Origin of the sequence: Flavobacterium fryxellicola, from assembly GCF_900143245.1 — a bacterium.
Lineage (GTDB): Bacteria > Bacteroidota > Bacteroidia > Flavobacteriales > Flavobacteriaceae > Flavobacterium > Flavobacterium fryxellicola.
Window position 1 is genome coordinate 88,345 of record NZ_FRDK01000003.1, and the last position, 21,066, is coordinate 109,410.

A 21,066-nucleotide genomic window follows, 5' to 3' on the forward strand; every position below is an offset into this window, starting at 1 on the left:
TTCATTTTACTAAAAAGTATTTCAATGTATCATAAAATTAGAATTTTAGCTGCCCTATTCTTTATATCTCATTATTCTTTTTCACAAGAAGGAATTCCGGTTTATTCTGATTATTTGTCAGATAACTATTATTTGATACATCCATCTATGGCTGGAGCCGCAAATTGCGCTAAAATTAGGCTAACGGGTCGCAAGCAGTGGTTTGATCAGGAAGATGCTCCAGAACTGCAAACCCTTAGTTTTAATGGAAGGGTAGGAGAAAACGCAGGAGCAGGTGTTATTCTTTTTAATGATAAAAACGGATATCATTCCCAAAAAGGAATTAAATTCACCTACGCGTATCATTTAATGTTTTCCAGAGATGAAATTGATTTGAATCAATTGTCATTTGGTATCAGCGCAGGTTTTATTCAAAGTCAGCTCGACGAAACTGAGTTCAGGCAATCCGGTGATTTTGATCCAATTATTGATGGAACTATAGTGCAGAAAGATGCTTATTTTAATGTTGATGTTGGTGCTTCTTATAATTTTTTAGATTTTTATGCACATGCTACAGTAAAAAATGCAATAGAGACTAGAAGAGATATTTACACAGAATATGAAAGTGATAATTTAAGAAAATATTTGTTGAGTGCAGGATATATCTTTGGTGATCGTGATCGAATATTATGGGAACCGTCTCTTTTATTTCAAATGGTAGAAAAAACTAGAGAAAAGGCGATTGATATCAATTTGAAAGCATACAAAAATCTAGATTTTGGAAGAGTTTGGGCTGGATTGTCTTACCGAAGAAGTTTTGATGGTGCCGAATTTATGGTTGGAAATACAATTTCTAATCAAAAATTGCAATATATTACACCTATCGTAGGAGTTAATTTTGATAAGTTTATGTTTGCTTATACCTATTCTCAATTGTCTGGAGCCGTTAAGTTTGATAACGGTGGTTATCACCAAATCACTTTAGGAATCGATTTATTTTGCAGACCCGTAAAATACGATTGTAACTGTCCAGCCATTAATTAATTCAAATTTCATTATGCTTATTAAATCTGTAAACGGCAAATCGCCCGCTATTCCTGAGGATTGTTATGTAGCCGAAAATGCAACTATTGTAGGTGATGTTACCTTTGGATCAAATTGTAGTGTTTGGTTCAATGCAGTTATAAGAGGTGATGTTAACTTTATCAAAATTGGGAATAAAGTAAACATACAAGATGGAGCCATCATTCACTGTACCTATAAAAAACATCCAACGGTAATCGGCAATAATGTTTCTATTGGACATAATGCAATAGTGCACGGTTGTATGGTCCATGACAATGTATTGATAGGCATGGGAGCTATTGTAATGGACAACTGTGTGATTGAAAGTAATTCTATCGTTGCAGCAGGAGCTGTGATAACACAAAACACAGTGGTAGGAGCAGGCTCCATCTGGGCTGGTATTCCTGCAAAAAAAGTAAAAGACATCGATCAATCTGACTTTGCAGGAGAAATCGAACGCATTTCCAATAATTATGTAATGTATTCCAATTGGTTTAAGGAGGAAGAATAACTAAACTCGTTAGAAATCTTTTTCAATTACAGTATATTTATTTTCTAAAATCTCTTTTAAAACTTTGGAATTGATATTGGTATAAAAAATAGGCTCGGTTTTTTCGGCCGAAGAAAAACCTATTCTTTCAGCTAATATTTTTTGAGTCTGTTTGGCAACTGCCTGACCGGAATCAATAATTTGAATGTGCTCGGGGAGTATTTTTTTTATTTGAGGTATAAGGTAGGGAAAATGACTGCATCCTAGCACTAAATAATCTATGTTGGCTTTGATCATTGGAGTAAGATACGAATGCAATAATTGAGTCATTTCTGGTGAATTGATTTCGCCGTTTTCAATAAGTTGGACTAATCCATGACCCACTTGTTCAATTATTTGAGTATCTTGATATTTCGCTATCGTTTTATGAAAAAGTTCACTATTTAAAGTGCCTTGTGTTGCTAGTATCCCTATAATTTGTGTTTTAGAATTTGTAACTGCCGGTTTTATAGCGGGCTCAATTCCAATGAAAGGAACATCATATTTCAATCTTAACTCTTGAATGGCGTTAGTTGTGGCAGTATTACATGCCACTACAATTAATTTGCAATTCATTTCTAGCAGAAATTCTGTGTTTTTCATGCTCAATGCAATTATTTCCTCTTTGGATTTTTGTCCGTAAGGAGCATTTTTACTATCTGCTAGATAAATAGTTTTTTCGTTAGGAAGCAATTGATGTATTGCTGACCAAATAGAAGTACCACCAATACCGGAGTCAAAAATCCCTATGGGTTGATTGTTGCTGTTCATAGTAACAAAGTTACATGCTTCGATTTAGAATTCCTACGATTTAATTTAAACAAAAAACTGCTCAACCTGATAAGAGATTGAGCAGTTTTTATACGATAAATAATTCTTTTAGAAACCTAAGTCTTTTTTTACATCCATAGTCAAGTTTGGACCATCTGCAAGTAAAAGTGAAGAACCGTCTAGTACATATTGGAACCCTTTTGCTTTACCCACTTTTTGGATTGAAGCTCTTACTTTTTCCATTAATGGTTTTACAATATCAGATTCTTTTTGTTGCAATTCTTTTTGAGCATTATCTCTGTAGTCAACAATTCTTTTTTGCATATCCTGCACTTCTTTAGAACGCTCACCATTTACAGCTTCAGTTACTGTTGCAGCTTCTGCTTCGTATTTTTTTAATTTTCCTTGGTATTCTTCAACCATTTTTTTGTAATCAGCATCGTAAGTAGTACTCAATTTATCTAATTGTTTTTGAGCGTCTAACATTGCCGGCATTTTTGTCATAATTTCACTTACATCAACGTGTGCTGTCTTTGCTTGTGCATTCATTGTTTGATTTGCTCCTAACATTAAAATTGCAGCAATTAGTAGAGTTTTGATTTGTTTCATCGTTTTTAAAATATTAAGTAATTAATTATTGTTTGTATTTTCTTTTAATTTTTCTTGTTGCGCTTTTTTAAGTGCTTCTCTATCTTCTAGTATTTTTTGTCTTCTTTCTTCTAATGCCTTTTTGCGATCTTCAAAGACTTTTTTGCGTTCTTCCAGTAATTTTGCCCTTGCATCCGCTTGTTTTTGTTTTGCCTGATCAGCAGCTTCTTTGGTTGAATCAACTCCAGTTGAGGTTGCCGCATTTCCTTCTTTAAGTACATTTGCAGAAACCGTGCCATTTTTTTTAGCCTCTCTGTCAGCTTGAATTTGTTTCCTTTTGTCGTCAAATTCTTTTTTCTTTTGTTCTTGTAGCGCTTTGCGATCTTCGAGTACTTTTTCTCGTGCAGCTTTTTTCTCATCTAAGAGTTTTTGTCTGTCAGCTAGAGCGGGATTGCTATCTAATGCATCTTCTTTAAGCTCTCTGGCTTCCGTCTCTTTTTGTTGTTTTTTAGTTAGCTGTTCTCTTTTTTCAGTACGGTTTAATACCCGCAGGACCTGCTCGCTAATGTCAAATCTTCTGGCTGCGAATAGCATCGTCAAGTCTGAGGCTTTATCAAATATAAAGTCGTATTTGAGACGCTCCGCAATATCTTGAACTGCGGTAAATACTTGGTCTTGTATTGGTTTTACCAGAACAGATTTTTGTAGTATCAAATCGCCATTGGCACCAAATCTTTTTTGCTGGTATTCTAAATTTTCGTTCTCGAGGAAACTAATCTCTGTTTCTCTTTCATCGATTAATTCCTTTGTGAGTAATGCTTTTTCTGCTTTTAAAGCCTCTTTTAGTTTATTGATTTCAATTTTTTTAGTGTCAATTTCCAGTTTCCATTTTTGCGCTTTTTGTTCCAATTGGATCTTTGCTTCCGTATAATCAGGTACATTTTGTAAAATGTATTCCATATCAATGTAGCCCAGTTTATTTCCTCTGGCTTGCCCTTCCATTGTTTGCACAGCAATGAAGGCTAAAAATAGACATAAAAATTGTTTTGTCATAACGGTTTTCTATTAGAAATTGTAAACCAATTTTTTTTAGAATTGTTGTCCAATGATAAAATGAGTTTCCCATCCATTCGCTTTCGCTTGTCCTGGTAACGCATCAAAACCATGTCCAAAATCAATTCCCAATAAACCAAATGCTGGCATAAATACACGCAACCCAACTCCAGCGGAACGATTTAAGGCAAAAGGATTATAGCTTTTGAAATCTGCAAAAGCGGAACCTGCTTCCATAAATGCTAATGCGTAGATCGATGCAGAAGATTTTAAGGTTATAGGATAACGCAATTCCATTGAAAATTTATTAAAAACAGTACCTCCAATTTGTTCTCCGGCACGATTTGTAGGTGTCAAAGAGTTATTAGGATATCCTCTTAATTGGATATTCTCTCTACCGTCCATTTGAAAGTTAGCCAATCCATCACCACCTAGAAAGAATCTTTCAAATGGCACAGCACCTCTATTTTGATCGTATGCGCCAAGGAAACCAAACTCGGTCAATGTTCTAAGTACTAATTTACCATAAATTTTGGTGTACCAATCTGCCTTGAATTTTATTTTATAGTATTCTAGCCAATTAAATCGTTTTTGATCGACTTTACTAACATCCGCAGCTGCTAGTCTGAAGTCCGTTACCTTATTTCCATTGATGTCAATATAGTCACCTATGCTAACGATGTTTCCATTTGCATCAGGTACATTTTGTCGATCGACAGTGTTTTTTAATTTGTATTCTTCCTGATCTCCTAGTGTTGCGTAATCCACTCCATTAAACAAGGAATAAGGAGGAGTTACTTTTGCTGAAAGACTGAATTCTGAACCGTATGTTGGAAATATTGGATTCACACCTTTACTGCTTCTTGTAAGTCCCACAGTATAGGCAAGGTTTCTAGAAGTCCCATTTCCAAAGGTAAATAACCCGGTGTTGTAATTGTTTAACGCATAATATTGGTAGCTCACGGACTGAGACAATACGAAATAATCATCTGGTACAGTAAGTCTTTTAGCCAAACCTACCGATAAGGTTAGGATGTCAAAACTTTTCGTTTTATCCGCTCTTTGGGTTACAAAATTATTTAAAAACTGTTTACTATAAGATAGTGATGTGCTAAAGGAAACTGGTTTTTTACCTCCAAACCATGGTTCTGAAAACGATACACTATAGGTTTGAAAAAACGTACTCGCTTGTAAACGCAAGGACACTTTTTGACCGTCTCCCATAGGAAGTGGTTTATAGGCCTCTTTGTTGAGCAAATTTCTAGCTGAAAAGTTGTTAAATGACAGTCCAAGTGTACCAATGAAACCGCCACCGCCATAACCTCCTTGTAGTTCAATTTGGCTGGAACCTTTCTCAACAAGATTGTATTCAATGTCTACAGTTCCTGCTCCAGAATCTACATTTTTGAATTTAGGATCAATCGCTTCTGGATCAAAAAATCCTAATTGTCCTATTTCTCGAATGGTCCTTACTAGTTCATCTTTACTGTATTTTTCTCCTGGTTTTGTTCTTAACTCTCTGTAAATTACGCGGTCATTTGTCTTGTCATTACCTACTACTGTGATTTTATTGAAATAAGCAATTGGACCTTCCGTGATTCGGATTTCAAAATCAATAGTATCGTTTGCTGTTTTTACTTCAACAGCATTTACATTTGAAAATAAATAACCACTGTTTTGGTATAAATTAGTAATATCCTCTGCGTCTGGTTTAGACTTATCTGCAATTCTTTTTTCCAAAAGCACGCCATTGTAAGTGTCTCCTTTATTTACGCCTAATATTCGACTTAATCCTTGATCAGTGTAAACGGTATTTCCTAAAAATTTAATTTCTCCAAAATAATATTTGTTTCCTTCTTCTAGATTTATTGTAATGTTCAATGCATTTTTATTTTTGTCAAAAGAAACAGAATCTGAAATTATTCGAGCATCTCTATATCCTTTTTCTTTATAGGAAGCAATTACTTTTTCTAAATCGGCTTTGTATTTGTCTTTTATAAATTTAGATGCTTTTAAGAGTCGGATCGGATTTTTTTGTTTTGTATCCTTCATTGCTTTGCGCAATTTTTTATCGGATATTTTTGTGTTCCCAACAAAATCAATGCTCTGGATTTTTACTTTTTGACCTTTATCAATGGTAACAAGCATGTTCACTTGGTTTGCCGTAGCAGTATCTTTTACAGTATTGATGTTTACTTTTGTATTGTAGTAACCGTCTTTCTTGTACTTGTTTTCGATGTAGTTTTTAGTGGTAGTAACTAAGTTTTCATTGACTACTTTTCCTTTGGTCAATGAATTATCTTTGATTAAACCTTCGGTTTTTGTTTTCTTTACGCCAACAAATTTTACCTGATTTAATTTGGGTAATTCGATGATGTTTAGGTCAAGATAAATACTGTCATTTTGTATTTTATTGACATAAAAGGAGATTTCGTCAAAGAGACCTAATTTTCCTAATTTTTTAATAGCAGCGCTAATTTCTTCACCTGGAATTGTAATTTCCTGTCCTTTTTGCAAACCAGAAAAAGTCACCACAGTTTGAGAGTTAAAACTGATATCGCCAACTACAGCTACATCTGCTAGAATGTATTTTTTACCCTGATCAAAAGGAACTCTTTCTTGTGCTTTAACTTGTGTAAAACTTCCAAAAATCAAAACGGTAAGGGCTATTTTTATGCTTTTATTTAACACTAAAAAATTATTTAATTTGTTCACTTGTTTTTCCAAATCTACGTTCTCTTTTTTGATAACTAATGATAGCCTCATATAAATCTTGTTCTTTAAAGTCTGGCCACAATATATCAGTAAAATACAATTCTGCATAGGCAATCTGCCATAACAAAAAGTTACTTATCCTATGTTCTCCACTTGTTCGTATTAATAAATCTACGTCCGGTAAATTTTGCGTGTAAAGATGCTCATTAATAATGGAATCGTCAATAGCGTCTATTGAAATTATATTATTTTTAACTTTACTACATATATTTCTTACCGCTGCGACTAATTCTTCCCTGGAACCGTAGCTTAACGCCAAGGTTAGCGTCATTTTTGTGTTACTACTTGTTTTGTCAATTACATCAAGAAGTTCTTTTTGAGCAGATTTAGGTAATTTGTCAATATTTCCAATAGCATTTAGCTTGATGTTGTTTTTTTGCAATGTGGTGAGTTCTTTTTTCAACGAGTTGATCAACACTTTCATTAAGGTGTCAACCTCTAGTTTTGGCCTGTTCCAATTTTCGGTTGAGAAGGCATATAAAGTAAGGAATTCGATGCCTAGCTTGGCACTAGCCTCAATGATTACTTTCACTGATTTTGTTCCGCTTTCATGACCTAAAGCTCGCAAAAGTCCTTGCTGTTTTGCCCAACGCCCATTTCCATCCATGATGATGGCCAGGTGTTTTGGCAGTTTTGCCACGTCGATATTCTGTAGTAAATTCATCTCTTTATTCTGCACAATAACAGGGTTTTTGGCCAAAAGTATACGTTAAAGTAACTCCTGTGAACACATACCAATCATTATTATTTATATTTCCAAAATCTTGATTATAACTTCCATCTATAGTGTCTGTCAAAGTATATCTTGCTCCGGTTTCTAATGCTACTATAAAATGGGGTGATATGTTTGACTTGATTCCTACAATCATTGGTATAGCTACTGATTTCCTTCGTTCCGATCTGCCTTTAACCGAATTTCCTGTTTGAGTATCGGTCAAGGTATATCTTGTTAGAAAATAACTTAAGCCAGAGAACACATAAGGAGTGATTTTAGCACTTGATTCATGAAGGTTGAAGTCAAAAAAATTGAATTCAAGACCTGCAGATACTTCTTTCAGATTGTTTTCAAAACGATACCCTCTTTGATTTCTACCGGCTTCTTTTGAATCTAAATCGCTTGAAGTGATTTCAGATTGCGTGTAAGAAAATCGATATGCATGTCTCGGACTTTTATTCCATTTATAAAGAACTCCAAAAGCAGGTTCATTAGGTGAGAGGTAAGTTGTAGGACCCACATCTCCAATATAATTACTTCCGCCTAGAAAACCACCAATCTCATGAATCTGAGCTCGGGCGCCCATTATTGAGAATAAGCAAATAAATAAATAAAAAATCTTGTTCATTAAATCAAAAATTGCGTGCAAATATAATAATTATCATTTCGTTTCAATACCCATTCTGCTAAATGTGGTTTTTTTTACTAATTAATGTAGTAACTACCACTAAATATGCATTTGTTTCATTTAAACGGAAAAATTTGATAAAATCGTATGGCTCTCAAAAAATAGATTTAATTCCGCTTGTCTTCTCCCCAAAGTAATTTATTGCGTAAGGTTTTTAAAAAAGTTTCTTCTGGAATTTCAACCATATTTATTTGAAAAGGAGTTTTCTTTAAGGTTAGTATGGATTCATTTTTTACAGAGGTGACTCTGGAATCTAAAGAAACTAAATAGTTTTCTTCTCGTCCTGTAACTTTCAATCGAATTTCAGTTTCATCAGGTACTACCAGTGGTCTCGCGGTTAAATTATGTGGCGCTATAGGTGTTATAACTAAGCTTTTCACGTCAGGAGTCAAAATGGGGCCGCCACAACTCAAAGAATACCCTGTAGAACCAGTGGGAGTCGATATGATTAAACCATCTGCCCAATACGAGTTCAAATATTCATCATTCAAATAGGTGTCAATCGTAATCATGGAGGTAGTGTCTTTCCTACTAACCGTAATTTCGTTCATTGCAAAATTGATTTCTTCAATGGATTCATTTGGTGGCGAACAAGTTAAACTCAATAAGGCTCTTTTAGATATAGTGTATTTTTTATCTATTACAAATTGCATAAATTCAGCAATGTTCTCCTTTTGAACGGTTGCCAAGAATCCTAATCTTCCAGCATTTATTCCTAGAATTGGAACTCCTGAATCCCGCACTAATGTGGCGGCTCTCAAAATAGTTCCGTCTCCTCCTATGCTAATAAGCATATCAAAACTGGAGTCGATTTCCGTGTGGGAACTGAACGTTTTATATTTTTTTTCGACAATCTTTCGTTTATTAAGCATCAACAAAAAATGAGACTCGATAATCATCTCTACCTTATTTTTATTGAAAAAAACAAAGATGTCGTTTATAATGGGTTCGGTACTATTTTGATAATATTGGCCGTAGATAGCTACTTTCATCTTTTTATTGAATCGTTTAATGGTGTTGTGTTTGTTTTGACATGTAACGGACTAAACCAATAATCAGTTAAATGAGGACTATATATTAAGGTATTTGTCTAAATATTCAGAACGTTCCTTTAAATTACTGATGTAGCTGTCTTCCTGATGCTCCGAGATGATTTCATAATCGTATCTTCTAAAAGTTTGGATTATTTCGTTCATTGCGCCCAACGTTATTTTTAGAGTCACTTCCACGCTTTCCACATCTGCTTCAGAAATGAATAAGCCCAATAGTTTGCCATTATTACTTTCTACAATTTGGGTAATTTGGCTCATCGAATAATCTAAAATTGGTTTTTTGACCACAATAATGGAGCCTGGTTCCTTTAAGAAAGGGGTTTCGTGAAAAAATTTCAGGATGTCTTCTATTTCGTAATAACCTACATAGACATTGTTTTCATCTAAAACAGGAATTAAATTGGTGTGATTTTTTGCAAATACTTCCAAAACATCAAGCCAGATAGTATTGGTCCTAGCGAAAAAACCTTCAAGTGTAAACCGATAATCAGTCACTTTCTTGTCAGCATCAAAAGTTTCTATATCTTCTCCTGCAATACTCCCAATATAAATTCCCTCTTCAATTATTGGAAAATGCGAAAAGTGACTGTCGTCAAAAAAGGCCTGAACAGTTGAAATAGTTTCCTGACTGTCAATCGCTTTAAAATCATTAGTTATATATTCTGTAATTTCTGTCATAAATCAATTGGCAATATTCGATGCAAAATAATCAAAAATAAGCAAAAACTCCTAGATTTTACTTTGTATTTTTGCTCCAAGTAAATAGTAGTATCTAAATAAAAAGGAGTTTAAATGACAAAGTTAAGTGTAAATATCAATAAAATAGCCACTTTGCGCAATGCTCGCGGAGGAAATGTACCCAATTTATTAAAAGTAGCCAGCGATATTCAAAAGTTTGGAGCACAAGGAATCACGATTCATCCCCGTCCGGATGAGCGTCACATCCGTTATCAAGATGCTCGAGATCTCAAATCCATCGTGTATACGGAATACAATATCGAAGGGAATCCAGAGAAAACTTTCCTAGATCTTGTTTTAGAAATAAAACCTACTCAAGTGACTTTGGTGCCAGATGCAATAGATGCTATAACCTCAAATGCCGGTTGGGATACTATCAAGCATGCCGCTTATTTAACCGAAATCGTTCAGGAATTCCAGCGTAACGGAATCAGAACCTCTATTTTTGTGGATCCAGTTCTGGAAATGATCGAAGGGGCGAAAAAAATTGGAACCGAAAGAATTGAATTGTACACGGAAGCATTTGCACATCAATACAGTTTGGGGAATCAAAACGCAATTTTACCCTACACACAGTCCGCTATTTTGGCTAATGAACTTGGACTGGGAATTAACGCTGGACACGATCTTAGTTTAGAGAACATCCAGTTTTTTAAACAAAATATTCCGGGATTACTCGAAGTTTCCATAGGGCATGCGTTAATTTCTGAAGCCATTTATCTGGGGCTGGATAATGTGGTAAATATGTATTTGCAAAAACTAAAATAGTTTATAAAAAAACGATTTATGAATCTGGATAGACCTAATTGGAATCAACTATCTATAATCATTAATCTATAATCAAAAATCAAATGTTATATTCAAAGATAGAAGGAACGGGCAAGCCACTTTTAATTCTTCACGGATTTCTGGGAATGTCGGATAACTGGAAAACACTAGGAACGCAATTTGCTGTTGATTTTCAGGTTCATATTCTTGATTTACGCAATCATGGACGAAGCTTGCACGCGGGAGACTTTAGTTATGAAATCATGGTTCAGGATGTTGTCGAGTATTGCCAAGGTCATAATTTAGAGAATATTGTTATAGTAGGACATTCCATGGGCGGGAAGGTAGCGATGCTGCTGGCAACATCACATCCTGAATTAGTAAGTAAATTAATTGTTGCAGATATTGGACCAAAATTTTATCCGCAACACCATCAGGAAATTCTGGCAGGCCTAAACGCCGTTGATTTTTCAGTAAAACCAAGCCGAAGTGATGTCGAAGCAATCATGTCGCAGTTTATTCCTGATTTTGGAACCAGACAATTTTTAATGAAAAGCTTGTATTGGCAAGAGCCAGGACAATTGGCTTTTCGCTTTAATTTAGCCGTTTTTAATACCAAAATGGAAGAAATAGGAGTTCCGCTGCCAGAGAATGCCATTTTTGATAAACCTACCTTATTCATTCGTGGGGGGAATTCTAGATATATTCTAGATAGCGATTTCGACACTATAAAACATCATTTCCCAGAATCAAGTATCGAAACTATTCCTAAAGTAGGACACTGGCTTCATGCAGAAAACCCCGCTGAATTTTATCAAAAAGTCACTTCCTTTTTAAAATAAATACAATCCTTTTAAATTTTTACTACATTTATTAAATTTTAAAACAAAACTTCATGAACTTACTAATTAAAATTCTTGTTACTTCGGCCTTAGTTTTGCTAATTGCGAACTTTATGCCTGGGGTTCGTGTGGCTGGATTTACTACCGCGTTAATCGTAGCACTTGTTCTTGGCTTACTCAATATTTTTATCAAACCAATATTGGTTATTCTTACCTTACCAGTTACGATTCTTACGTTAGGGTTATTTTTGTTGATTATCAATGCACTAATGATTTTGTTGTGTACAAAAATCGTAGGTGGATTTAGTGTTGATACCTTTTTGACCGCCTTATTTTTTAGCATCATATTGTCACTATTACAATCTATAATGAATGGAATATTAGGAGACGGAAAGTAACAAATGCTATTTTAACACGTATTTGGGAATAAATTGATTTATTGTATTTGTTATTTATATACCTTTGTCTCCAATAAAATTTGCAATGTCCAAAAAGTTTTACATACTGCTAGTAGTTATGATCGGTTTCTTTATGACACCGGACGTGGCTTTGGCATGTGGAACAAAAACGGAAAAAGAATGTTGCAAAAAAGAGTCTTCTCCAAAAGAGAATGAAAAAGAGTGTTGTAAAAGCGAAAAATCTTCAAAAGAGAAATCTCATGAAGGTTGTAATGGTGCTTGCAAAAGTATTACCTGCAGCAGTTCAACCGTTTATTTAGGAATCACTTCAATTCATTACGCAGAATTTAACGATCAGCTCTTTAGTTTTTCAACTAAAAAGCAAAATTATTATTACTCAGAAATCTTCATTTCCTCTGATTTCCGTTCTATTTGGCTTCCCCCTAAAATAAGCTAAATCCCTTTTATGACAGCCGAAAGACTGTTTATTTCAGTCTATTTTAGGCTTTCAAAAATCAACAAATTTCCGTCGAATACAATTTAAATCATGCTACATAGGCTATGGTTTACTTATTGTTCCGACTAATTCACTTCAAAATTAATATACAATGAACTCAATAAAAAAAATATTGATAGCAATTACACTATTGCTTTCAGTCACAGTTGCGAGCGCGCAAATTAAAAACAGTAAAACAGAAACCGTTAAAATATATGGAAACTGTGACATGTGTAAAAGCACTATCGAAACTGCTGGAACTTTAAAGAAAGTGGCAAAGGTAGAGTGGAACAAAGACACAAAAATGGCAACACTTACGTATGATTCTACTAAAACGAGTCAGGACGAAATCTTAAAAAGAGTTGCTTTGGCGGGTTACGACAGTGATAAATATCTTGCTCCAGATGATGTTTACGACGCTTTACATGGCTGCTGCCAATATGAAAGAGAAGCTAAGGTAGCTGTTTCTACTGAAATGAAAATGGTAGTCGCAGAAAATCATTCAAATCATGCCAATCACACTGAAAATACAGTTGCAAAAGATCAAGTAAATACCCCATTAAAAGTTGTGTTTGATACTTATTTCTTGTTGAAAGATGCTTTGGTAAAAACAGATGGAAAATCGGTATCAATCATCGCTAAAGACGTTATGACGGCTTCAAGTGCGGTAAATATGGACGAGCTTGCGATGGATGTCCACATGGTTTGGATGAAAGAAATGAATGGTTTAATAGCTGGTGCTAAAGAAATTGCAGCAACGCAAGACATAAAAAAACAAAGAGAATTTTTTATTCCTTTCTCAAAATCGATGTACGAATTGATCAAAGTGGCTAAATATGAAACACCGGTCTATCTTCAGTTTTGTCCAATGGCAAATGGCGGTAAAGGTGCCAATTGGTTGAGTAAAGAAAATGCGGTAAAAAATCCATATTACGGATCTCAAATGATGACGTGCGGTAAAACGGTTGAAACGATTCAATAGGTATTTAAAAAGAATGCAAAAATGAAAAAAATAATCCTGTTATTCAGTTTAATACTTAGTTTTTCGGCTGCCCATTCGCAAATTAAAGTTGGAGCTAATTTACCTGATGTACAACTTAATAGCAATCAAGATACAATAGTTAATCTGGCCTCTTTAAAAGGAAAAACAGTCTTAATCGATTTTTGGGCTTCGTGGTGCGCACCATGCAGATTGGCTAATAGAAAGCTGGCTCCATTATACAATCAGTATAAAGAGGAGAACTTCGAAATTGTTGGAATAGCACTAGACACGGATCAAATGAAATGGAGGAACGCCATTCAAAAAGACAGATTAACGTACCTTCAATTAATAGACCCAAAAGGCTTTGATGCAAAATCAGCAGTGCTTTTTGGAGTGGAAGAATTGCCTAATTCCTATTTATTTGATACTTCAGGGATATTAGTCGCCATCAATCCAACCGTGGAAGAAATAATAATGCAAATTAAAAAATAAAGTAAAATGAAAAATACAAATTTAAAATTCATTCTGATCGCTTGCTTGGTTTTGATAGCAAGTGTAAAATCCTACTCCCAAATCTCAAAAGTAGAAATAATCGCTACGGGTTTGACATGTTCTATGTGTTCCAATGCTATAAACAAACAGTTGAAAGCAACAGTAGGTGTAGATAGTGTAAGTACTGACTTGAATACCAATACGTTCCTTGTTTACTTTAAAAAGGACAGTAAAGTAATGCCTCGAGTACTAAAAGAAGGGGTTGAAAAAGCAGGTTTCTTTATTGGATCCTTTGTAATCACTATGCCTGTAGAAAACCTAAAAGCCGCAAGTGATAAAACGATTTCCTTAAACGGTTCAACTTTTATTTTATTGAATGAAGGGCCTAACGGTAGTACTGGAGAAACAAAATTAAAGATATATGACAAAGGATATGTGACTCAAAAAGAGTATAAAAAACTACTCAAAATGTTTTCTAAAGTAGCATCATATCCATTAGATAACGAAGACGATTATCATATTAAAATTATAATTTAATGAGAAAATTGTCAATTATTTTCACATTATTTCTCCTGCAAGGATTAGCTGCTCAAGAACTTTTTGTTGTTACGGATCCTGCAAGTAATGTTCCTGCTGGTTCATTAGGGATTCGTTTAGGACAATCTATTTTCAAGGAACAAATGAAGTCTGGGTACAGTTATCATCTCATGCCCGAAGTAACTTGGGGTGCTAATAAAAATTTGATGCTTAGAACATCAATGTTTGTGAGCAATAGAAATTCACAATTAGTAACTGAAGGTGGTAGTCTTTACGCCAAATATCGGTTTTTTTCAACGGATGACTTGAACAGTCATTTTCGCCTGGCTGCCTTTGGGAGATACAGTTTCAATAATGCCGATATTCATCAGGAAACAATTGAAATAATGGGACACAATACTGGGTTTGAAACTGGAATTGTCGCTACTAAATTAATCAAAAAAGTAGCCATTAGTTCGTCTGTTAGTTTTGAAAAAGCTTTAGATAACAAACCTAATTATCCCTTTCCGTCAACGCAGGGAGACCATGCGACTAATTATAGTTTGTCTTTTGGAAAATTAATGTATCCTAAAAAATATACCAATTTTAAACAAACAAATATTAACCTTATGGTAGAATTTATAGGACAAACGATAAATGAAAACGGGAAATCATATTTAGATGCCGTACCAGCGATACAATTCATTATCCAAAGTCAGGCACGTATTGACATTGCCTATAGGCATGAATTGTATAGTTCCATGCTTCGATCTGCACCAAATGGGATTTATTTGAATCTGGAGTATACTTTTTTTAATATTACAAAATAGTAAGTTTGAATACCTACATCAAAATTTAATAAAAATGAAAAATCTAATAAAAATGAAAAAAATAATTCTTTCAACAGTTCTAATGGCAATTGTAGTAGTAGGCTGTAATCAAAAAAATAAGCAAGAAGAGTCCGTGAAGCCAGAAACTACACAAAGTACATCGCAATTATACTCATGTCCAATGCATCCTGAAGTTACTGGAAAGCAAGGGGATACTTGTTCTAAATGCGGTATGGAATTAACGGAGCCAGTAGTTAAAACGGAAGCTGTTTCTGAGGAAGTAAAAACAGAAAAGGTTGCGGTAACTCCCTTTTCTGTAACTGTAGATGCAAATGTAAATGATTATTTAAAAGTTAAAAATGCACTTGTAAACGATGATTCAAATGGAGCAGCCGCTGCTGCTAAGGCGTTATTAGCAACCTTCAATGCAGCAAACACTACTTCAATCGATGCAAAATTGAAAAAGGAATATATTGAAATTGCAGATGAAGCCAAAGAACACGCCGAACATATTGCTGACAACGCTGGAAAAATAGAGCATCAAAGAGAACATTTTGCTATGCTAAGCAAGGATATGAATGATATGATAAAAACTTTTGGAACAAATAAAAAGTTATATCAAGAGTACTGTCCAATGTATGATCAGGGAAAAAGTGGCTATTGGATAAGTGACTCGAAAGAGATCAAAAATCCATATTACGGCGCTGAAATGTTGACATGTGGGAGAGTAGAAAAAGAATTATAAATGAAACCAATCATAAAAAAAGGGGCTATCTTAAGTGTAGTCCTTTTTTTGTTGATGCAACTGTATCAACCCGCCCGTAACGTAGAGTATGGGCAGGTTTCACCTATGCATTTCACAAAATTGTACAAGGTTCCTTCCAGAGTGGAAAAAATTTTACAAATTTCCTGTTTTGACTGTCACAGTAATAGCACTAATTATCCCTGGTACTCCTATGTTCAGCCTGTACGACTGTTTCTGGATAGTCATATTAATGAAGGAAAAGAAAATCTGAATTTTAGCGAATATGGTACTTACTCCAAACGAAAACAACGAAGCAAATTAGATCGAATGATCAAACAAATACAGTCAGATGAAATGCCTTTGGCTTCTTATACGATCATACACAAAAATGCCAGACTCACTAAAGAGAGTAAAGCGGTATTGCTAAATTGGATTGAAAAAAAGAGCGACAGTATTGCAGCAAATAATTAATCCTAATGGTAGAAAAATTAATATCATTCTCACTAAAAAACCGAGCGATTGTTTTGCTTGTTTCCGCCTGCTTGTTTGGTTGGGGGATTTATAGTGTGCAGCAAAATCCCATTGATGCCATTCCTGATTTATCCGAAAATCAGGTTATTGTTTTCACGGAGTGGATGGGTAGAAGCCCACAGGTAATATTTCGGAGATAACGGCTACGGAAGGTAGTTATGTCATGGAAGGTCCCGCTATAATTAAGTTGGCCGCTTTAAACACACTTTGGATTGAAACGCAAGTAAATGTGAGTTATGCAAAATCATTGAAAATTGGACAAAGCGCTACGGTTTCTTTTACAGATTATCCTGCTAAAGAAATGCAGGCAAAAATTTCATTTATTAATCCTGAGATTAATCCAGATTCCAGATTACTATTAATTCGAATGGAAATTGCCAACCCGAATTTATTTTTAAAACCAGGAATGCAAGCAGTGGCAAAATTGAGCCAATCGAACAAGAATGGTTTATTTATTCCAATAGATGCTGTTATTAGGGATGAAAATGCCACGTACATTTGGGTTGAAAAAAGTCATGGTCTATTTGAGAACGTGATGGTTGAAACTGGGGTAGAAGCTAATGGAATGGTCGAAATCACATCGGAAGTGGACAGTACAAAAAAAGTAGTTATTACCGGTGCCTATGCTATTAACAGTGAATATATATTCCGTAAAGGAAGCGATCCCATGGCGGGGATGAAGATGTAATAAGAGGCAATGCATAATCGGTTGTATAATAATAGGTTAAAATGTTAAAATAAGCTAACTTAGTTCTGTTATATTGAACTTTGAAAGCATTTTTTATAGTAAAATTAGTATAAAAAGGACAACGTTCGAAAGTTAAATCGATTAGCAATCAAAAACTCTAATTAAAAAATAAAATCATGGAAAAAAATAATATACACTCAAAGGAAAGTCCATACGTAAAATTTGCCCTAATAATGGCTTTTTCATTTGTCGTTATGTATTTAGTCATGTTTTTAAATGTTGCTGAATTCAGTCACATCTATAATAGTATAACTCGCTTTTACATGACTACTTTAATGATTGCCGCAATGGCAATTACAATGTTGATATCGATGTGGAAAATGTATCCAAATAATAAAGTCAATGTAATGATAATAGTCTTTGCCGCTAGTACATTTCTTGGAACCCTTTTTCTATTAAGGACACAAACCTTTATTGGAGATATACAATATATGAAAGCGATGATTCCTCATCATTCATCAGCCATTATGACTAGTAGTAATGTAGATTTTAAAGATCCAGAAGCTAAAAAATTAGCTGAAGATATAATTGCTGCTCAAGAAAGAGAAATTAAGCAAATGAATGAAATGATTATTCGTCTCGAAAGCAAAAAATAATAAAGTGAAAATTTATATAAAAAACATGGTTTGTGGCCGTTGCGAAATGGCGGTGTCGGCAGAGTTGGAAAAAATGGGGCTTTCTATTATTGCAATGCAATTAGGGAAAGTAGAAATTGCAACTGATTTGGACGAAAGTCAAATACAACTGCTGTCACAGAACCTGAGTTCACTCGGTTTTGAACTGTTAGATGATAAGGAAAATAAGACTGTCGAAAGGATTAAGAATTTAATAATCGACTTGGTCCATTATAAAAAGGAACAGCTGAAAAGTAATTTGTCCAATTATTTAGCCGCCGATTTAAGGCAGGATTACAGTATTTTGAGTAAGCTTTTTTCAGAAAAAGAAGGAGCAACAATCGAACATTATTTTATTACTCAAAAAATTGAACGGGCAAAAGAACTATTAATCTATAACGAAATGACGTTAAGTGAAATTGCAGTTCAGCTCAATTATAGTAATGTAGCGCATCTAAGCAATCAATTCAAAAAGACTACTGGTTGTACCCCGACCCATTTCAAGCAATTGAAAAATAAAATGAGAAAACAGATTGACGATTTGTAATCTTACAAAGGTAATTCAGAATTGTGTAACAACATAAAGTAGAATCCTACGGATATTTGTACTGTTAATTTAAAGTTTTGAAAAAATGACATATAAATATACTATTATCGGAATGAGCTGCGATGGTTGTCGTACCAAGGTGGAGAAAACTTTGAACGCTATTCAAGGCGTTCAGGCTGTCGTGACCTTAGATCCGCCAATAGCCACTATCGCAATGGAAAAGAATATTCAAACTGTGCAGTTTCAAGAGCTGCTTTCAGCTGCGGGTAATTATTCGATAAAGGTTTTTAATCCAAATGATTCTCTATTACCTGAAGAAGAAGTTGCCGTAGCACCTCCCAAAAATGCGGCAGGAAAATATTATTGTCCCATGCATTGCGAAGGGGAGAAAGTATATGATAAAGCAGGTGATTGTCCTGTTTGCGGAATGGACTTGGTAAAAGCACCCGATTTAATTCCGACGAAAACAATGTACACCTGTCCCATGCATCCTGAAATAATCCAAGAAGGGCCGGGTTCTTGTCCGATATGCGGAATGGATTTAGTACCAATGGAGCCTACCGAAAGCGAAGACAACAAAACGTATCTAGACTTAGTTCGTAAAATGAAAATAGCAGTCGTTTTTACGTTGCCTATTTTTATCATTGCGATGTCAGATATGATACCCAATAATCCGCTGCTGAAAATAATGGACACTTCAAGTTGGAATTGGGTACAATTTGCCATGTCGCTTCCGGTTGTTTTTTATGCTACTTGGATGTTTTTTGTACGAGCCTGGAAGTCGGTTATTACTTGGAACTTAAATATGTTTACCCTGATCGGAATTGGTTCTGGTGTGGCTTTTCTATTTAGCCTGTTTGGCTTATTTTTTCCGGAATACTTTCCAAATGAATTCAAAACGGAAGGCGGAACGGTGCATCTGTATTTTGAAGCAACAACGGTAATACTAACCTTGGTTTTGTTAGGTCAGCTGTTAGAAGCAAAAGCACACAGCAGAACCAGTGGTGCCATAAAAGAATTATTAAAATTAGCACCCACAGTGGCTACCTTAGTCATTGATGGAAGCGATAAAGTCATTTCTGTTCATGATATCAAAAAGGGTGATTTGCTTCGGGTGAAACCAGGCGAAAAAATTCCTGTTGACGGAAAAATTACCGACGGGGAAACCACCATCGATGAATCCATGATTTCGGGTGAACCCATTCCTTTGGATAAAAAAGCAGACGATGCAGTTATTGCAGGTACAATTAACGGGAACAAATCTTTTGTGATGCTTGCTGAAAAAATTGGTTCAGAAACTTTGCTTTCGCAAATTGTACAAATGGTAAATTCAGCCAGCCGTTCCAGAGCACCAATACAAAAATTGGCAGACAGAATAGCGAAGTATTTTGTGCCAATAGTAGTGGGCGTTTCAGTAATTACCTTTTTTGTTTGGGCACAATTTGGCCCCGAGCCAGCAATAGTTTACGGATTTATTAATGCGATTGCGGTTTTGATTATCGCTTGTCCTTGTGCATTGGGATTAGCAACCCCCATGTCAGTTATGGTAGGAGTGGGTAAAGGAGCACAATCTGGGGTTTTGATAAAAAATGCGGAAGCCTTAGAAAATATGAATAAGGTAAATGTTCTAATTACTGATAAAACGGGAACAATTACCGAAGGAAAACCTTCTGTAGAAAAGGTATTTTCGACTGAAAATAAAGAGGAAGACTTGTTGCAAATGATTGCTTCGTTGAATCAGTATAGTGAGCATCCTTTGGCGCAAGCCGTAGTCAATTTTGCGAAAGCGAAAAAGGTTACTTTATTAGAAGCGAAAGATTTTGAATCCATTACAGGAAAAGGAGTGGTTGGAACCGTAAATGGTAAAAAAATTTCACTTGGAAATGTAAAATTGATGGAGCAAAACAATTCAAAAACTTCAGATGATTTAACCGCTAAAATAGTAGCCGAGCAGAAACTAGGAAAAACAGTGTCTTATATTTCGGTAGACAATCAGGTTTTGGGTTATGTAGCAATAACAGATGCGATAAAAAGTACGAGCGTGGCTGCAATAAAGGAATTAATGAGTCAGGGAATCGAAGTGATTATGCTTACGGGCGACAATGAGAACACCGCCAAAGCAGTCGCGGACGAATTGCATTTGAGTTCGTTTATAGCGGGTTGTCTGCCAGAGGATAAATTAAAGGAAATTAAAAGGTTACAAGACCAAGGCAAAATTGTGGCTATGGCAGGAGACGGAATTAATGATGCTCCAGCATTGGCGCAAGCCGACATTGGTATTGCGATGGGAACCGGAACCGATGTAGCAATAGAAAGCGCCAAAATAACTTTGGTCAAAGGAGATTTGCAAGGGATTGTCAAGGCTAAAGAATTGAGTCATGCCGTGATGAAAAATATCAATCAGAATTTATTTTTTGCTTTCTTTTATAATGTACTCGGAATTCCAATTGCGGCAGGGGTTTTATATCCTTTTTTCGGTCTTTTGCTTTCGCCAATGATAGCGGCGTTAGCAATGAGCTTTAGTTCGGTTTCTGTTATTGCAAATGCATTGCGACTGCGAAATTTGAAGCTCTAAAAAAGGAGTTAAACTTATTTTTTGTAAAA

At 35.1% G+C, this 21,066-nt stretch carries 25 protein-coding genes; 17 read left to right on the forward strand and 8 right to left on the reverse strand.

All coding sequences use genetic code 11. The annotated features are described in order from the left end of the window. Positions 1–24 precede the first annotated feature (24 nt). Both BUA03_RS06530 and BUA03_RS06535 read left to right on the forward strand, forming a co-directional pair. A complete protein-coding gene (locus BUA03_RS06530; RefSeq protein WP_066080326.1) occupies positions 25–1,023 on the forward strand; it encodes a PorP/SprF family type IX secretion system membrane protein in 999 nt (332 codons plus the stop codon). A 13-nt stretch (positions 1,024–1,036) separates the two neighbouring features. After that, complete coding sequence (locus BUA03_RS06535) at positions 1,037–1,555, forward strand: gamma carbonic anhydrase family protein (RefSeq protein ID WP_066080323.1); 519 nt, start codon at positions 1,037–1,039, stop codon at positions 1,553–1,555. A gap of 9 nt (positions 1,556–1,564) precedes the next feature. Here BUA03_RS06535 and murI read toward each other — a convergent pair whose 3' ends face one another. The 8 genes from murI to BUA03_RS06575 form a co-directional block, all read right to left on the reverse strand. Next, positions 1,565–2,344 carry a glutamate racemase gene (gene murI / locus BUA03_RS06540; RefSeq protein WP_066080320.1) on the reverse strand — a complete coding sequence of 260 codons (780 nt, stop codon included), beginning with the start codon at positions 2,342–2,344 and terminating at the stop codon, positions 1,565–1,567. Between the two features lie 108 nt (positions 2,345–2,452). After that, entirely contained in the window at positions 2,453–2,953 is a 501-nt protein-coding gene (locus BUA03_RS06545; RefSeq protein WP_066080317.1) for an OmpH/Skp family outer membrane protein, read from the reverse strand. 21 nt (positions 2,954–2,974) lie between these two features. Further along, entirely contained in the window at positions 2,975–3,985 is a 1,011-nt protein-coding gene (locus tag BUA03_RS06550; RefSeq protein WP_066080314.1) for an OmpH family outer membrane protein, read from the reverse strand. Positions 3,986–4,021: 36 nt separating this feature from the next. Further along, on the reverse strand, positions 4,022–6,751 hold the full coding sequence (gene bamA / locus BUA03_RS06555) for an outer membrane protein assembly factor BamA (protein WP_066080311.1): 2,730 nt from the start codon (positions 6,749–6,751) through the stop codon (positions 4,022–4,024). Beyond that, entirely contained in the window at positions 6,684–7,424 is a 741-nt protein-coding gene (locus BUA03_RS06560; protein WP_066080307.1) for an isoprenyl transferase, read from the reverse strand. Before BUA03_RS06560 ends, bamA begins: the two co-directional genes overlap by 68 nt. Positions 7,425–7,428: 4 nt before the next feature. Continuing rightward, complete coding sequence (gene porG / locus BUA03_RS06565) at positions 7,429–8,103, reverse strand: type IX secretion system protein PorG (protein WP_066080304.1); 675 nt, start codon at positions 8,101–8,103, stop codon at positions 7,429–7,431. Between the two features lie 167 nt (positions 8,104–8,270). Further along, positions 8,271–9,155, reverse strand: a complete 885-nt coding sequence (locus BUA03_RS06570; RefSeq protein ID WP_066080301.1) for an NAD kinase — start codon at positions 9,153–9,155, stop codon at positions 8,271–8,273. 78 nt (positions 9,156–9,233) lie between these two features. Then, on the reverse strand, positions 9,234–9,893 hold the full coding sequence (locus BUA03_RS06575) for a CBS domain-containing protein (protein ID WP_066080298.1): 660 nt from the start codon (positions 9,891–9,893) through the stop codon (positions 9,234–9,236). 114 nt (positions 9,894–10,007) lie between these two features. On the opposite strand from BUA03_RS06575, the gene BUA03_RS06580 reads away from it, so the two are divergent. The 15 genes from BUA03_RS06580 to BUA03_RS06650 all read left to right on the forward strand — a co-directional run bounded on the left by BUA03_RS06580 (position 10,008) and on the right by BUA03_RS06650 (position 21,037). Further along, complete coding sequence (locus tag BUA03_RS06580; RefSeq protein WP_066080295.1) at positions 10,008–10,721, forward strand: pyridoxine 5'-phosphate synthase; 714 nt, start codon at positions 10,008–10,010, stop codon at positions 10,719–10,721. A gap of 83 nt (positions 10,722–10,804) precedes the next feature. Beyond that, the gene (locus BUA03_RS06585; protein ID WP_066080293.1) at positions 10,805–11,563 is read left to right on the forward strand and encodes an alpha/beta fold hydrolase; all 759 of its coding nucleotides are present in this window, start codon (positions 10,805–10,807) and stop codon (positions 11,561–11,563) included. 53 nt (positions 11,564–11,616) lie between these two features. Next, entirely contained in the window at positions 11,617–11,961 is a 345-nt protein-coding gene (locus BUA03_RS06590) for a phage holin family protein (protein WP_066080290.1), read from the forward strand. Positions 11,962–12,046: 85 nt separating this feature from the next. Beyond that, a complete protein-coding gene (locus tag BUA03_RS06595) occupies positions 12,047–12,418 on the forward strand; it encodes a hypothetical protein (protein WP_066080287.1) in 372 nt (123 codons plus the stop codon). A 151-nt stretch (positions 12,419–12,569) separates the two neighbouring features. Then, a complete protein-coding gene (locus BUA03_RS06600; RefSeq protein WP_066080284.1) occupies positions 12,570–13,439 on the forward strand; it encodes a DUF3347 domain-containing protein in 870 nt (289 codons plus the stop codon). Between the two features lie 21 nt (positions 13,440–13,460). Further along, the gene (locus BUA03_RS06605; RefSeq protein ID WP_066080281.1) at positions 13,461–13,931 is read left to right on the forward strand and encodes a TlpA family protein disulfide reductase; all 471 of its coding nucleotides are present in this window, start codon (positions 13,461–13,463) and stop codon (positions 13,929–13,931) included. Between the two features lie 6 nt (positions 13,932–13,937). Next, complete coding sequence (locus tag BUA03_RS06610) at positions 13,938–14,468, forward strand: heavy-metal-associated domain-containing protein (protein WP_066080278.1); 531 nt, start codon at positions 13,938–13,940, stop codon at positions 14,466–14,468. Continuing rightward, positions 14,468–15,277 (forward strand): hypothetical protein, encoded by an 810-nt coding sequence (locus tag BUA03_RS06615; RefSeq protein WP_066080275.1) that lies wholly within the window; start codon positions 14,468–14,470, stop codon positions 15,275–15,277. The genes BUA03_RS06610 and BUA03_RS06615 overlap by 1 nt, the downstream gene beginning before the upstream one ends. Positions 15,278–15,329: 52 nt before the next feature. Next, positions 15,330–16,022, forward strand: coding sequence for a DUF3347 domain-containing protein (locus BUA03_RS06620; protein WP_066080783.1), 693 nt, complete (start codon positions 15,330–15,332; stop codon positions 16,020–16,022). After that, positions 16,023–16,493, forward strand: coding sequence for a heme-binding domain-containing protein (locus BUA03_RS06625; RefSeq protein WP_066080272.1), 471 nt, complete (start codon positions 16,023–16,025; stop codon positions 16,491–16,493). A 5-nt stretch (positions 16,494–16,498) separates the two neighbouring features. Beyond that, on the forward strand, positions 16,499–16,693 hold the full coding sequence (locus BUA03_RS16475; RefSeq protein WP_066080269.1) for an efflux RND transporter permease subunit: 195 nt from the start codon (positions 16,499–16,501) through the stop codon (positions 16,691–16,693). A 23-nt stretch (positions 16,694–16,716) separates the two neighbouring features. Next, a complete protein-coding gene (locus BUA03_RS06635; RefSeq protein WP_139255618.1) occupies positions 16,717–17,241 on the forward strand; it encodes an efflux RND transporter periplasmic adaptor subunit in 525 nt (174 codons plus the stop codon). A 176-nt stretch (positions 17,242–17,417) separates the two neighbouring features. Then, the gene (locus BUA03_RS06640; protein WP_066080267.1) at positions 17,418–17,897 is read left to right on the forward strand and encodes a DUF305 domain-containing protein; all 480 of its coding nucleotides are present in this window, start codon (positions 17,418–17,420) and stop codon (positions 17,895–17,897) included. A gap of 46 nt (positions 17,898–17,943) precedes the next feature. Further along, the gene (locus BUA03_RS06645) at positions 17,944–18,462 is read left to right on the forward strand and encodes a helix-turn-helix domain-containing protein (protein ID WP_082854327.1); all 519 of its coding nucleotides are present in this window, start codon (positions 17,944–17,946) and stop codon (positions 18,460–18,462) included. A gap of 85 nt (positions 18,463–18,547) precedes the next feature. Beyond that, entirely contained in the window at positions 18,548–21,037 is a 2,490-nt protein-coding gene (locus BUA03_RS06650; RefSeq protein ID WP_066080261.1) for a heavy metal translocating P-type ATPase, read from the forward strand. Positions 21,038–21,066 lie beyond the last annotated feature (29 nt).